Consider the following 14,739-nt stretch of genomic DNA (forward strand, 5'->3'; position numbering starts at 1 on the left):
CGGAAATTCCCTACAATGTATCGCGTTGTTTCGTTAAAAATATCTACAATTTACCATTTGAATAGGCATTCATATATTTCTTTAGTACAATGAGAATATTCAAAGTAAGGAGTGAAGTTTTAATGACTCAAAATTTAAACGATCTAGATTTATCAGTTAAACTGGATAAGAAGTTGTATAAAAAGAAGTTAAAAGTACTCCAATATGAAATGTTAAATGCTCAACAGTTTTTATTAAACAATAAGATTGGGCTAATTCTAGTATTTGAAGGTATGGATGCTGCAGGTAAGGGTGGCGCTATTAAGCGTCTAATTGAACGTGCTGATCCACGTGGCTATGTCGTACACCCAATTTCAGCACCTCAGCCTCATGAACTACGCTACAATTATTTACAACGTTTTTGGCGAAAGCTGCCACAGCATGGGCAAATCGCTATTTTTGATCGCTCATGGTATGGTCGTGTATTAGTTGAGCGTATTGAAGGATTTGCAAAGAATGAAGAGTGGTCTCGTGCATACGAAGAAATTAATAATTTTGAAAAGAATTTAACAGCAGGAGATTATATTGTCATTAAGTTTTGGCTTCAAGTATCTGATGAGGAGCAGCTTAACCGTTTTAATGAACGTGAAGAGGATCCATATAAGTCTTGGAAGCTAACAGATGAAGACTGGCGAAACCGTGAAAAAACACCTCAGTATATAGAAGCTGCCAATGAAATGTTTGAGAAGACCGATAAGAAAAGTGCTCCATGGGTTCTAATACCAGGAGACGATAAAAAATATGCTCGTGTACAGGTGCTGCAAGAAACACTAGCACATATTGAACGTGAGGCAAAAAAACGTGGCCTACATTTAACTAATATATTAGACACAGAGCATCTAGAAGATGCTGAATCGTCTAGCCTTGAATTGCTAGAGGAAAAGCCTAAAAAACAAAAACAAAAAATGAAATAATGTTATGGATGCTGTAACAACAAGACGAGATGTTTTAGTTGTAGCAGCATCTTTTTTTACATACAATAAAGTAAAACTTCAATCAGTGGGTTATTTTCCCACTGATTGTTAGTTGAACCAATCGGGCTATTACGGTCAGTTAATCGTCAACTATGTCGACTGAAATCTCCGTTTAAAACTGGGAGAGACATTTACTGACCGTTAAAGCGGGATAAAGTAAAACTTCAATCAGTGGGTTATTCTCCCACTGATTGTTAGTTGAACCAATCGGGCTATTACGGTCAGTTAATCGTCAACTATGTCGACTGAAATCTCCGTTTAAAACTGGGAGAGACATTTACTGACCGTTAAAGCGGGATAAAGTAAAACTTCAATCAGTGGGTTATTCTCCCACTGATTGTTAGTTGAACCAATCGGGCTATTACGGTCAGTTAATCGTCAACTATGTCGACTGAAATCTCCGTTTAAAACTGGGAGAGACATTTACTGACCGTTAAAGCGGGATAAAGTAAAACTTCAATCAGTGGGTTATTCTCCCACTGATTGTTAGTTGAACCAATCGGGCTTTTACGGTCAGTTAATCGTCAACTATGTCGACTGAAATCTCCATTTAAAACTGGGAGAGACATTTACTAACCGTTAGCCATTAGTGGTGGTTTCATCCATTGATAAAATGAACTCAGGCATTAAAAACGTATTGACAATTATCGGAAGGTTAGTGTGGGAAAATGGTGCTTAAAATTTGGAGATTATTGAGGAAAAAGGGTGAAAATGTGGTATCAATTCAAGGAGGAAAATGCTACATTCGCACATTTTATGAAAAAGATGCACAAAGTTTAACCGATCTCGTAATTCGCAATAAATACTTTTGGTCTACATATGAACCGTTACAACGACCGGAATATTATACAATTAATGCTCAATATAAAAAAATTCAAGAAAGCTTATACTTAATGGATTCGAAGAGGGAATTTACATTTGGTATTTTTGAGCCGGATACAAATAATCTAATAGGACATATTGCTCTTTATTCAGTAAAACGTTTACCGTATTCCAGTGCGTTTGTTGGCTATGCGATGGATGAAATTTATATTGGAAAAGGGATTGTCACAGAAGCAGTTAATATGGTCGTGCAATTTGCGTTCGAGCAAGTAGGCTTACATCGAGTAGAGGCTTATGTTTCAACACAGAATAATCCGTCTATCCGAGTCTTAGAAAAGGCTGGATTTCAGCGTGAGGGTCTTTTGAGAAAGCTGCTGTACATTAATGGTAATTGGGTGGATCACTATATGTATGCACGTTTAGAGGGTCAATAAAAAGAAGCGTCTATCTTTCGGTGTTTGAAGGATAGACGCTTTTTTTACTATTGTTTGCTACCGTCTATGATTAAATCAAGGCGACCTGTATTTGGATCAATCACTAATCCATGAACAGGCACGTCTTTAACCATTAACGGGTGATTACGAATTGTATCGACGCTTTTCTTTACACTCGTTGATACGTCACCAAAGCCACGTAAAAACTCTTTTAAATCAAAACCTGAATATTCTATCGTGTCGATAGTTTCAGGGGTAATCCCTCTAGCAACCATTTTCTTTAACATTGCTTCTGGATCAACTGCACTCATACCGCAGTCGTAATGTCCAACAACATACACCTCATCTGCTTGTAGTTCATAAACAGCTACAAGTAAACTACGCATAATTGCACCAAAAGGGTGACTAACTAATGCCCCAGCACTTTTAACGATCTTAACGTCGCCATTACGCAAATTCATAGCTTTAGGTAATAGCTCTACAAGTCGAGTATCCATACAAGATAACACAACGATGCGCTTATCAGGATACTTTGTTGTAATAAAAGGCTCATATTTTTTTTCTTGAACGAAATCTTCATTAAAATTAAGAATATCTTGTAACATTGTCATGAAAAATTGCTCCCTTCCTTACAGGAATTATTTTAGAGCAAAACTATAAATATGCAAATAATAATGACAATATTCACGCAATTTTTTAGAAAAAAAAAGAAGTTTAGTAATTTATTTAGCGAATCAAAATAATAAAAAATCCGCGACATCCGCCGGAAGATAAATAAAAAAACAGCTACTTAATGTAGCTGTTTTCAATGAAATTAAAATTTTTCGTGTGGTTTTGGATCTACAGTTACTGAAGACTTAGAATCTAAACCAACTTGTAGGTAGTGGATGAAGAATGCCAAAGAAATTAGTAAAACGGCTGAAAAACCTAGTACAGTCGTAATGAACATAATAAAAGCTCCTCTCTACTAAAATGATCTACAATATTATCTAAAGTAATTATACAATAGGTTACTAGGAAAATCTAAGGAGAATTTATGACATCCATAACATACCTAGTCTAGACTAATATTAGTAGGGATAAATTACTTGAAATCCCCAGTTAACAAAACGGGGAATCGAATCTTTTTACCTATTTGTAGTAGTATTTGCTATATTCATTTGCCTAGGAGTAATCATAAAGTAATGTACAGAGTTTTGACTTAGTCCATTCTTTAATAGCTCTTCAATGAACATCTCCTTCCTCCTCAAAAAACAAAACGTTATAGGCAATCCCCTCGAAAATGTTTAGAGACATTTTCATCAAATAATATATTGAAGAATAATAAATAAGATTGTGAAATAGATGATTGGTGTGGTACTAATGCTATTTTACCAAGATAATGCGTACTTCCTCTTTTAAAATAAGTGACCTTAAAATTTCTTGTTCTTCTTGCTTATTCTCAACATCAACAATTTCCCCGTTTTTAAATGTAATTTAACTTATTATAGTGAATGTTTTTACCGTTTTTATATGGTATTTTAGTAATTATCTGAACTGGTTTTATTTATTGGTCGAATTGCTTATATGAATGCGTGGATCTTTTTGGATAATTAATCCTAATTCTATGACTAGTCCAGTAAATTTTAGTAATTTTGTGTCGAAAAATAATAACAAATTCTTAAGTTTTTTCAAATGAAGACAATTTAGTGTATTATTCTTAATTCAATATAATCAAATATGGTCGAAAAGTGCATAAAAAGTATTTATTACATCGAAAAAAATGTGAAATAAATTTATACTATATTAAAATTATGGAAAAAAGGACGAAATAATACTTAATAGGAGATTTGGAGGTTCTAGAATGGATATATCGTCGATTGTAGGGTTAATTGTTGCGCTAGTAGCGCTATTAACAGGAATGGTTCTAAAGGGTGTAAGTTTAAGTGCGTTTTATAACCCAGCTGCCATTCTAATTATCATCTTCGGTACAATTTCCGCAGTAACAATTGCCTTCCCAATGAAGGAGTTAAAGCGTGTACCAAAGCTATTTAAAATTCTTTTTAAAGAAACAAAATTAGCAGATGATATTGAGATTATTAAGATGTTTTCACAATGGGCTGATTTAGCTCGCCGTGAAGGGCTATTAGCGCTTGAAAGTAAGGCTTCAGAGATTGAAGACCCGTTTTTAAAAAATGGACTTACTTTAGCAATTGATGGTCAGAATGCAGACTATATTCGTGATGTCCTAACGGAAGAAGTTGAAGCGATGGAAGAACGTCATGCTAGTGGTTCTGCAATTTTTACACAAGCTGGTACATATGCCCCAACTTTAGGGGTACTTGGTGCGGTAGTAGGATTAATCGCTGCATTAGCAGATATGAATGACATAGAAAAGCTAGGACATGCTATTTCAGCTGCTTTCATGGCTACATTATTAGGTATTTTTACTGGTTATGTTCTATGGCATCCGTTTGCGAATAAATTAAAACGTAAATCAGCTATCGAAGTTAAGCAAAAAAGAATGATGATTGAAGGCATCCTTTCTGTCTTAGAAGGGGAGGCTCCACGTGTTATTGAACAAAAATTATCTTCTTACTTAACAATGGAAGAACGTCGTCAAATTTCTGATGAAAGCGGGGCGGGCGGCCTTGGCAAAGAAAGCTAAGAAAAAAAAGCATGATGAACATATCGATGAGTCTTGGTTAGTTCCGTATGCAGATATTTTAACACTGCTATTAGCTGTATTTATCATATTATTTGCATCCAGTTCAGTAGACCAAGAAAAGCTAGAGAGAATGTCCGCGGTGTTCAGTCAAGTATTTGATGGTGGTACAAGCTTTTTAGAGCAGCCTTCACCGATACAAAGTCCGAATGCAGAAAGTGACCAAACACCGCAAACGCAGCAAAATTCGGCTTACTTGAAGGATCAGCAGGAGTTAGCTCAAATTAAAGATAGTGTTGATAATTTCATCGCTGTTCATGAGATGGAAGGTCAATTCGCAACAGCGATGACTGATGAGGGGTTACTTGTTACAATTCGTGATAGTATTCTGTTTGATCCAGGGAAAGCAGTGATTAAACCAGAATATATTCCAATTGCTAAAGAGCTCGCTGGTGTATTAGTATCCGATCCAGCCCGAAATATTGTTATAACAGGACATACAGATAATGTTCCAGTAGGACCGAATTTTTCGTCAAACCTGGAGTTATCATTAATGCGTGCTTCAAATTTCTATTTGGTTCTACTGAATAGTAATTCTAAATTAAAGTCTGAGAACTTTAGCGCTAAAGGTTATGGTGAAAATCGAGCTATTGCTCCGAATGACACGCCTGAGGGTCGTGCGAAAAACCGTCGTGTAGAAGTGTTAATACAACCACTTGTAACTGAGGATGGTTCTTCTGTAAAAAATACAAAATAGAAAAAAGCTATTAGCAAACGGCTTTGGTGCCCAATTGCTAATAGCTTTTTTTACAAAATCCTTTTTATTTACGTAAAGCTCCTAATTCAGCAACGATAGCTTGCATCTCGCTTGGGCTAAAAGTATCGCGCTTCATGATCATTTCGTATAAATAGACTAGATCTTCGTAATTAGCTTCATCAAAATTTTCCGATTTCATCGCATCAACATTAACCATGCGAAGCTTGTCTTTCATTTGATCAATCATATAAATAACGTTTTCTTTTGACGGTACTGATAAATCCATTATTTTAAACCTACCTTTCGTAATCCTCGAAAATATCATTTCATTGAATAAAAAAAATGTCAACACTGTATTTCGTCATTGCTTTAAAAATAAACTGTTATTGGGTAGAATAAGGGCAGAAGTAGTTTAATTATGGTTCATCACCATAACGTGTGGTTGATTTCCGTTCCGACTTATTTATGGCATACGTTTTAACAAAATCATTCCTAACTTTTGGAGATGAATCTTAATTATCTTAAAGGAATATACAATTACCAAGCAGGGGGTATTTAATATGGGACGAAGTAAATTATTAGCATCTATCGTAGTTGGTGCCACAGTTGGTGCTGCATTAAGTATGTTTGACCGTGTGACACGTGAGAAAACAATAGCTTCAACGAAAAATATGAAAGAAGCAATATCTTATTATTCAGCCAATCGGGAGGAATTACAAGTACTGGTTGAAGAAAAAGTATTGGCGGCTAAAGTGCTATGTGAAAATGTTTCAGAAAATGTCAATTCAATCATTGATAAAGTTGATGAATTTAAAGAATTACCTTCCACAATCGAAGGCATGATTAAAGATACGAAATCTGCCTTTTCTTTGCCTGATAAAGAATAGTTGTCGTACAGGAGGGAATTTGTATGGAAAAGAAAAAAGCATCGATACATACAGCTGTCGGTGTGGTGAAATCATTTGTCTCGCCAGACGAAGACACTGTAGATGTGATGACATCAAGAGGCTTTATGCAAGATTTAATACTACGCTTCCGGCGAGTGGACATATCAGCTCTTGCAGCGCAATTGGCTTATTTCTTTTTACTGTCTTTTTTCCCACTATTAATTTTTCTAGTTACATTACTACCGTATTTGAATTTAAAGTCGACGCAAGTGTATTCATTTCTAGTGAATATTATGCCGGACGAGGTATATAGGCTTATTGAAGATACATTAGATGAAATTTTAACAAACCGAAATAGTAGTTTATTATCCGTCGGGATACTTGGGACAATTTGGTCTGCTTCCAAAGGAATTAATGCATTGATTAGAGCCTTGAATAAGGCCTATGATACAGAAACTAGAGGCAGTATTTTAGATCGAGGGTTATCCCTTGTTTTCACCTTGGCATTTGTAGTTGTTATTGTTGTTGCTCTACTTTTACCGATTTTTGGGCAACAGGTAGGGCATTTCTTATTTTCGATTGTTGGCATTGAGGAGCAATTTGAAATAATCTGGTATAGAATGCGCTGGTCGATACCACCTCTACTTATTTTTATTGTTTTAATGGGGATATATAGATTTGTTCCAAATACAAATCCTCGTTTGAAATTAATGGGAGTTTGGCCAGGGGCATTGTTTTCAACTCTTGTCTGGCTGGCAGTAACGTATGCTTTCTCTTTCTATATTAATAATTTCGCGAATTATTCCTCTACATATGGCAGTATTGGTGGCGTGATTATTTTAATGCTTTGGCTATATTTCACAGGGATTATATTAATTTTTGGCGGTATTTTAAACGCAACGATGCAGAAAAAAGTATTGCAAAAAGAACTTATGAAGCAGAAGACACTAACGAAAAGTTAGGAATATTGAAAAGAACAGCCTCGTTATCACGTTATGTGATACGAGGCTGTTTGTTTTAGACGTTTTTGTTAAGCATTCGTAAGCCGTTTAAAATAACTAGAATGGTGCTTCCTTCATGTCCGATTACGCCTAGAGGTAAATCGACGACTTGTAAAAAGTTTGAGGCAATTAATAAAACGATAACACCGATTGAGAAGAAGATGTTTTGTTTAACGATACGTTGCATTTTACGTGATAAACGTACTGCATAGGCGATTTTTGATAAGTCATTTTTCATTAAAACGACATCTGCTGTTTCCAAAGCAACATCTGTTCCTTCTCCCATAGCAATTCCGGTAGTTGCGGTTGCTAATGCGGGTGCATCATTAATCCCGTCACCGACCATCCCTACAAATTTATGCTGAGAAAGAAGTCGTTTCATCTCAGTCACTTTTGTTTCGGGTAGACATTCAGCAACATATTCTGTCACGCCTGCTTCCTTGGCAATTACCTTCGCGGTCTTCTCGTTGTCGCCTGTTAGCATGACAACATTAATACCTAGCTCTTTTAGTAATGATACTGCCTTTTTTGCTTCGCTGCGGACGGTATCCTTTAAGGCTGCCAATGCGACGATACCATCTTTGTCACGAATGAAAATAACGCTTTTTCCTTCTGAGGCAAGGTTTTCTGCTGCACCATTTGCAAAATCGTTTGCCTCATCTAGACCAACAAAGTCTGGTTTACCAACAAGATATTCGACTTCATTGACGTAACCTTTCATACCCCAACCTGGGATATCTTCTATAGTGGCTTGAGCAAACTGTGTGATACCTTCTTTTCTTGCGAATGAAGTAATTGCTTGAGCAAGTGGATGGTTCGATTGTGCTTCAATACCTGCAAGGACTGCCAGTGTATTTTCGCGGTCTAATCCTTCTCGAACAATAAAATCAGTAACGGTTGGTTTACCCTGTGTTAAAGTACCTGTTTTATCTACTGCTAGTGCTCGTAATGCACCTAGATGCTCTAAATGTAAGCCGCCTTTGAATAGGACACCGTGTTTTGCCCCATTTGAAATTGCTGCAAGTGTTGCAGGCATTATGGATGCAACAAGTGCACATGGAGAAGCAACTACTAGGAGTACCATTGCTCGATAGAAAGTTGTTGTCCAGTCCCAACCGAGTACAAAGTGAGGTAGAAACATCATAAGTGCAACCGTAAGTAGCGCAATTTTCACATAAGTACCTTCGAATTTTTCTATAAACTGTTGAGAAGGAGATTTTTCACTCTGTGCGCTTTGTACAAGTTGGATAATTTTTTGAAATAGTGTTTCAGAATTCGGTTTTGTCATTTCCATTGTAATGGCGCCATTTAAGTTCACTGTACCTGCAAATACCTCATCGCCTTCACGTTTTGCCACTGGGAGTGGTTCACCACTTAGTGCGGATTCATCGATAGAAGACTGTCCTTTAAAGATTACACCGTCTGCTGGTACACGTTCACCAGGTTTTATGAGCAGGTGATCTCCAATTTGTAATGTGGAGACAGCGACTTTCATTGGTTCAAAGTTACCGCGAACAAGCCAAGCCTCTTCGGGTTGCAAATTCATGAGTGCCGAAATTTCACGATGACTTTTATTCATTGCGTATGTCTCAAGAGCACCACTTACTGCAAAAATGAAAATTAAAATGGCACCCTCCGTCCAATAACCGATTGCTGCGGAACCAATTGCAGCTAATACCATCAATAGTTCAACATTAAGCTCTTTATTTTCAATGGTTTCTTCAATACCTTCTTTTGCTTTAGCGAATCCACCAACGCAAAAAGCAACAATATATAAAAGAATAGGAGCTGTTGTTTGTCCGCTAGTGTCTAAACGCCAGGCAAGTAAAATAAACAAACCTGCTATAAGGGCAGCGATTAATTCAGCATGTTCCTTTATTTTCTCAATTATATATGAATTTTCTCGATTAGAATACTCCATACTTATCCCTCCTGATAATGAAAATCAATATCAAAAACCTTGTAAATCAGTGTATATAAACAATTTGGAATTGAAAAACGTTTTCGATTAGCTCATCTCTAATTTAGAATTATTATAACAAAGGTTTTTGGAAAAAGAAAGTAAGAAATTTGAAGTAATTTTTAAAGAAAGGGGATAAAAGTAGTCCAGGATCGAGATAGAGGCAATTATGGGGTTTTTGAATTAATTTTGAACATAAGAAAAGCACAGCTATTCCTAGGAATATTCTGTGCTTTTTAAATTTGTGCAGGCTCATCACGATAAAGTAAGGTAAATTTCCGTTCCGGCTGGGCGCTTTACTGGGGGCGTCCAGCCTCACTTTTAATCAACTGACATACATAAATGTCATACCCAAAATTGGTGATGAACCATAAATTGTTAAATTTTCACTACTAATCTAATTATAAAAAGATAATTTTCCTATTAGAATACACGTTCAGCGTGTAGTGCAAGTTTTTCTAGGGATGATTTGTCTACATCTGCGTGTAGTGAGTTACCGTGAGAGTCCATTGTTACAACAGCTGTGAACTTCTCAACGTTTAAGTGCCACATTGCTTCTGGAATACCGAATTCCATTAGGTCAACACCTTCAACACCTTTAATGCAGTCTGCGTAGTACTGTGCAGCACCACCGATTGCATTTAAGTACACACCACCGTGCTCTTCTAATGCAGCAAGTGTTTTTGGTCCCATACCGCCTTTACCAATTACAGCGCGGATACCGAATTTTTTCATGATGTCACCTTGATATGGCTCCTCACGAATAGAAGTAGTTGGACCAGCAGCCTTTACTGTCCAGTTGCCTTCTTCGTCTTTTGCCATTACAGGGCCACAGTGATAAATAACTTGTCCATTAAGATCAACAGGAGCATCGTGGCTCATTAAGTGATGGTGAATTGCGTCACGGCCAGTGTACATGCGACCAGTAATTGATACAACGTCACCAACTTTTAGAGCGCGAATTTGTTCTTCAGTAATTGGTGCAGTAAGTTCTACTACATCTGCAGTAGTATCTTCTGTTGTTGCTGCAACTTCATCTTCTTTAAATGTAATTTTTTCGCCTTCTTGGTAATGCCAGTTAATGATTTCACCAGTTTCAGGATTGATGTCCACAGCCATACGACGGTATGCCCAGCAGTTATAAGCTACTGATACGTAGAATGATGCAGGGATACGGTGCATAACACCAATTTTACAGCCAAGTAATGTTGCTTCACCACCGAAGCCCATTGTACCGATACCGAATGTGTTTGCAGTTTTCACTACATACTCTTCTAATTTAGCAAGATCAGGATTTGGATTTGTATCTTCCACATGACGGAATAACTGTTCTTTTGCTAAGTCGTAACCAGAAGAGCGATCTCCACCGATACCTACACCGATGAAGCCAGCTGAACAGCCTTGTCCTTGTGCTTGGTATACTGAGTGAATAATACATTTACGGATACCATCTAAATCACGACCAGCGCGGCCAAGACTTTCAAGTTCACATGGTAGGCTGTATTGAATGTTTTTGTTTTCACAGCCGCCACCTTTAAGGATTAATTTAATTGTAATATAGTCTTTTTCCCATTGTTCGAATTTCATAACAGGAAGACCGTCACCAAGGTTATTACCGCTGTTTGCGCCTGTTAATGAATCAACCGCATTTGGACGTAATTTTGCATCTGCAGTAGTATCGTTAATAGCTTTTTTAATAGCTTCTTTAATTTCTAATTGGTTTACACCAACAGGAGTATAGATTTTGAATGTTGGTAGACCAGTATCTTGACAGATAGGTGATACATTATCTTCTGCCATAATAATATTATTTGAGATTGTGTCTAAGCTCATTGCAGCACGAGTACCAGCATTCTCAGCTTCTTTAGCTTTCTTAATTGCACGTCGTACGTCTTTTGGTAGATTAGTAGATGTTTCTGTAATTAAATTGTAAAGACTTTTCTCCAAAGTTTGGATATTCATTTGGTATTGCCCCCCATAGAAAATTTGATTATTTCCACGATACATTATACTCTTTTCAACTAATGAAAAAAAGAGTTCAACTCATTGTGGTCGGAATTAAAGGTCTATTCTCAAAAAGAGGTAATATAAATGTGAAATTATGTTAATCAAGTTTTATTTATCGTTAAGCTATTATTAAGATATTGAAGCAGGGGAATAAACAATATTTTAAGAAGAGTATAGTAGGAAACGAAGGCATTTCCTGAGAAACTGATCGATTTTAGAAAAAAGCCGATCACTTTTGAAGCGAAGCTGATCACATTTAGAGCAAAGCTGCTCACATTTAGAGCGAAGCCGATCACTTTTAGAGTGAAGCTGATCACATTTAGAGCGAAGCCGATCACTTTTGGAGCAAAGTGAATCACTTTTGAAGCAAAGCCGATCGAATCACCATAGAGATTGTCAGAAGGGAACATTTGTTCTATAATGAATTTAAAATTTACTTTAGGAGGTAATAAATATGAAGTTACTTAATTTACCTGAAGCATTTGAACAATATAGGACTCTAATAGAGGAAACGATACAGCCTACTGTATTTATTGAAACGGAAGAACGAAAAACATCTTTATTTGAAAGTAAGTTTGCGGGTGATCCATATTTTCCGCTGTCAATGGAATATCCGAAAAATCCTGAAGGGCAACCATTAAAATTACTAGCACAAATAAATTTTGCAGATATACCTAAGCATTTACCGAATTTCCCTGAAGAGGGAATTTTACAGTATTATATTGATGGCTATGATGATGTATTAGGGATGGACTTTGATAATGGTCAAAATCAGGAGGGCTTCCGCGTTATTTTCCACGAGCATATTGTCAGTGATGAGTCACAGTTAGTACGAGACTTCTCATTTGTTGAAGCGAATGAAGAAGAATTATACTTTCCGGTGGAAAAAGAAATGGCATTGTCCTTTGGAGCAGGCTATGAACCATTATCAGCAAGTGATTTTAGAAGTGAAAAACTATATGCGAAGATCTTTGCTAATATAGAAGACAATGATAATTTAGTAGATTCATTTTATGAAACATTAAATAGTACAGGTCATAAAATCGGGGGATATCCATTCTTTACACAAGAAGATCCAAGAGTGTATGGCGACTATACAGATTCTACAATCTTGTTGCTTCAAATTGATAGTATAGGCGAACATATTTTATGGGGCGATGTTGGGGTCGGCAATTTTTTCATCACTGAAGATGAGCTGAAACGTAAGGATTTTAGTAAAGTTCTATATAATTGGGATTGCTATTAACCAAAATGGAACAGAAAGAAAGCAAGTGGATATAGAGCCTCCACTTGCTTTTATCTTCATTCAGCAACAAATCTTTTCTGTGCGAAAGCGAAGCGTCAGTTACAAAAGACTTCTACCTTTGAAGATGGTGAGATGAATGAAGATAAAGCCTCCGGCGGATGTCACGTTCAAACTCTGGACGCAATTACACCAAGGCGAAATTGATTAGTAATTATTGTTCACGAGCATTAAATTGCTCCATTTTGTCCTCTAAGTCATCCATCATTTGAATTAAACGATCGATATCCTCTAATTCAGTTGTTTCAGGATCAATTGCATCTAAAACTTCTAAAAACATTTCAAGACGCTCTTTTAAGTAATTCATTTGCTGTTTTTTATCAGTGATAGGATTTGACATGCATACACCTCATTTCGTCCCCTTCATCTTAGCTGATTCGGGACTAAATTTCAATGTTTAGGTAAACACCTAGGACTTAGCGATTATTTTGTGAAAATCAATAGACAGAATATTTACAATATTGAGAGGCTGTGTTAAATTAATATTAAGAAAAGGTAAAGGAGCTGATTTAAAAAGTTCAAAAAAACTCTAACTCGAAAAGGAGGGAGTTTAAACAAGTACTCGGCCAATATAAAAGCCGAAATTCGTGTTTATACAATTAAATGGAGATAAGTGTTAGTTAGGCCTTAGCGTAAAATCACATGTGGTGAGCGCTAAGGCTTTTTGATATGCTGTTATTTGGAAGATTGACTTGATGTTGGAGGGAAAGATGACATACTTCTCAGATTACAGCAAAAAAAGATTTGCCATTCTAGTGTTAATTGTATCTATTTCTGGTTTTTCACAAGGGATGCTTTTACCGCTAATTTCAATTATTTTTGAACGTGATGGAGTTTCCTCTGCGTTGAATGGATTGAACGCAACGGGTCTATACATAGGAACTTTATTAATCTCACCGTTTATCGAGCAGCCATTACGAAAATGGGGTTACAAACCTATTATTTTAATAGGAGGTGCACTTGTCTTTGCTTCACTGCTTGTATTTCCTTTATGGAAAAGTGTGACCTTTTGGTTTATCCTCCGCTTACTCATCGGGGTAGGGGATCATGCGTTACATTTTGCAACACAGACGTGGATTACAAGCACCTCAGACCATAAAAGCTTAGGAAAAGGTATGGCCATTTACGGCTTGTCCTTTAGTACAGGCTTTGCGATCGGTCCTCTGATGGTAAAACTTATACAAGTTTCAGAAGCATTACCGTTTATTGTGTCCTCGATTATGTGTTTGTTTGCATGGGTTTTTGTATTCTTTTTACAAAATGAAAAACCAGAGCGATTAACGGGAGACTTAAAGGCACGAGGCTGGCATCGTTATAAAATTGCTATTGTATTTGGATGGATTGCATTTTTAGGGCCATTTGTTTATGGGTTTTTAGAATCTTCTTTAAACGCTTTGTTCCCAGTTTATGCTTTGCGAAAAGGTTTCGACGTGAATATGATTCCTATTATTTTATCAGTCTTTACATTTGGCGGGATTTTAACGCAAGTGCCGCTTGGAGCAATAGGGGATAAAGTCGGAAGACGCAATGTCTTGATGATAGGCTCATTTGGAGGGGCTATTATTTTTGGAATTGCAAGCTTTGTAGAGCATTCACAAATGGCAGTAGCCGTAGCATTCTTCTTTACAGGTACATTAGTCGGTTCAATGTTTTCATTAGGTATTACTTATATGGCTGACTTAACACCGAAGGAACTAATGCCGACAGGAAATCTGCTTTGCGGTATTGCCCTTAGCATTGGTAGTTTAACAGGGCCATTTTTAGGAGGCATTTATTTAGAATATGTAAATTATAGCTTCCTTTTATTATTGGCGATACTTTTGCTAGCCATAGCAATTATTTTGCTAGTATTTGGACGAAATAAAAATAAGCGACCAGTGTCGGTGTAAGGGGCATTGTCTTTTGGAAATT

At 36.6% G+C, this 14,739-nt stretch carries 14 protein-coding genes and 1 pseudogene; 8 read left to right on the forward strand and 7 right to left on the reverse strand.

All coding sequences use genetic code 11. The annotated features are described in order from the left end of the window. Window positions 1-122: 122 nt before the first annotated feature. Window positions 123-953 (forward strand): polyphosphate kinase 2 family protein, encoded by an 831-nt coding sequence (locus ACZ11_RS22690; RefSeq protein ID WP_049668837.1) that lies wholly within the window; start codon window positions 123-125, stop codon window positions 951-953. Window positions 954-1,681: 728 nt separating this feature from the next. Further along, window positions 1,682-2,269 carry a GNAT family N-acetyltransferase gene (locus ACZ11_RS22695; RefSeq protein WP_049668838.1) on the forward strand — a complete coding sequence of 196 codons (588 nt, stop codon included), beginning with the start codon at window positions 1,682-1,684 and terminating at the stop codon, window positions 2,267-2,269. A 47-nt stretch (window positions 2,270-2,316) separates the two neighbouring features. On the opposite strand, the gene ACZ11_RS22700 is transcribed toward ACZ11_RS22695, so the two are convergent. From ACZ11_RS22700 to ACZ11_RS27595, 3 genes and pseudogenes are all read right to left on the reverse strand, one after another. Then, entirely contained in the window at window positions 2,317-2,880 is a 564-nt protein-coding gene (locus ACZ11_RS22700; RefSeq protein ID WP_049668839.1) for a beta-class carbonic anhydrase, read from the reverse strand. 203 nt (window positions 2,881-3,083) lie between these two features. Then, window positions 3,084-3,218, reverse strand: a complete 135-nt coding sequence (locus ACZ11_RS27315) for a hypothetical protein (protein ID WP_268637179.1) — start codon at window positions 3,216-3,218, stop codon at window positions 3,084-3,086. A gap of 312 nt (window positions 3,219-3,530) precedes the next feature. Continuing rightward, a pseudogene (locus ACZ11_RS27595) lies at window positions 3,531-3,644 on the reverse strand (aminopeptidase); the annotation flags it as partial. 468 nt (window positions 3,645-4,112) lie between these two features. Here ACZ11_RS27595 and motA point away from each other — a divergent pair. Both motA and motB read left to right on the forward strand, forming a co-directional pair. Then, the gene (gene motA, locus ACZ11_RS22705) at window positions 4,113-4,916 is read left to right on the forward strand and encodes a flagellar motor stator protein MotA (protein ID WP_049668840.1); all 804 of its coding nucleotides are present in this window, start codon (window positions 4,113-4,115) and stop codon (window positions 4,914-4,916) included. After that, complete coding sequence (motB, locus tag ACZ11_RS22710; protein WP_049668841.1) at window positions 4,900-5,670, forward strand: flagellar motor protein MotB; 771 nt, start codon at window positions 4,900-4,902, stop codon at window positions 5,668-5,670. Before motA ends, motB begins: the two co-directional genes overlap by 17 nt. Before the next feature lie 64 nt (window positions 5,671-5,734). Here motB and ACZ11_RS22715 read toward each other — a convergent pair whose 3' ends face one another. After that, window positions 5,735-5,956 carry a DUF1128 domain-containing protein gene (locus ACZ11_RS22715; RefSeq protein WP_049668842.1) on the reverse strand — a complete coding sequence of 74 codons (222 nt, stop codon included), beginning with the start codon at window positions 5,954-5,956 and terminating at the stop codon, window positions 5,735-5,737. 274 nt (window positions 5,957-6,230) lie between these two features. Between ACZ11_RS22715 and ACZ11_RS22720 the strand changes: the two genes are divergently transcribed. After that, on the forward strand, window positions 6,231-6,557 hold the full coding sequence (locus ACZ11_RS22720) for a hypothetical protein (RefSeq protein WP_049668843.1): 327 nt from the start codon (window positions 6,231-6,233) through the stop codon (window positions 6,555-6,557). A 23-nt stretch (window positions 6,558-6,580) separates the two neighbouring features. Beyond that, window positions 6,581-7,519, forward strand: a complete 939-nt coding sequence (locus ACZ11_RS22725; RefSeq protein WP_049668844.1) for a YihY/virulence factor BrkB family protein — start codon at window positions 6,581-6,583, stop codon at window positions 7,517-7,519. A gap of 55 nt (window positions 7,520-7,574) precedes the next feature. Here the strand turns inward: ACZ11_RS22725 and ACZ11_RS22730 are convergent, their stop codons facing one another. Both ACZ11_RS22730 and ACZ11_RS22735 read right to left on the reverse strand, forming a co-directional pair. Then, the gene (locus tag ACZ11_RS22730; protein WP_049668845.1) at window positions 7,575-9,479 is read right to left on the reverse strand and encodes a heavy metal translocating P-type ATPase; all 1,905 of its coding nucleotides are present in this window, start codon (window positions 9,477-9,479) and stop codon (window positions 7,575-7,577) included. Window positions 9,480-9,941: 462 nt separating this feature from the next. Beyond that, complete coding sequence (locus tag ACZ11_RS22735) at window positions 9,942-11,480, reverse strand: fumarate hydratase (RefSeq protein ID WP_049668846.1); 1,539 nt, start codon at window positions 11,478-11,480, stop codon at window positions 9,942-9,944. A gap of 499 nt (window positions 11,481-11,979) precedes the next feature. On the opposite strand from ACZ11_RS22735, the gene ACZ11_RS22740 reads away from it, so the two are divergent. Further along, a complete protein-coding gene (locus tag ACZ11_RS22740) occupies window positions 11,980-12,771 on the forward strand; it encodes a YwqG family protein (protein WP_049668847.1) in 792 nt (263 codons plus the stop codon). A 211-nt stretch (window positions 12,772-12,982) separates the two neighbouring features. Here the strand turns inward: ACZ11_RS22740 and ACZ11_RS22745 are convergent, their stop codons facing one another. Further along, window positions 12,983-13,168, reverse strand: a complete 186-nt coding sequence (locus ACZ11_RS22745) for an SE1561 family protein (protein ID WP_049668848.1) — start codon at window positions 13,166-13,168, stop codon at window positions 12,983-12,985. Window positions 13,169-13,538: 370 nt separating this feature from the next. On the opposite strand from ACZ11_RS22745, the gene ACZ11_RS22750 reads away from it, so the two are divergent. Continuing rightward, complete coding sequence (locus ACZ11_RS22750; protein ID WP_049668849.1) at window positions 13,539-14,717, forward strand: MFS transporter; 1,179 nt, start codon at window positions 13,539-13,541, stop codon at window positions 14,715-14,717. Window positions 14,718-14,739: the final 22 nt, after the last annotated feature.

It is taken from the genome of Lysinibacillus xylanilyticus, from assembly GCF_001183605.1.
GTDB lineage: Bacteria > Bacillota > Bacilli > Bacillales_A > Planococcaceae > Lysinibacillus > Lysinibacillus xylanilyticus.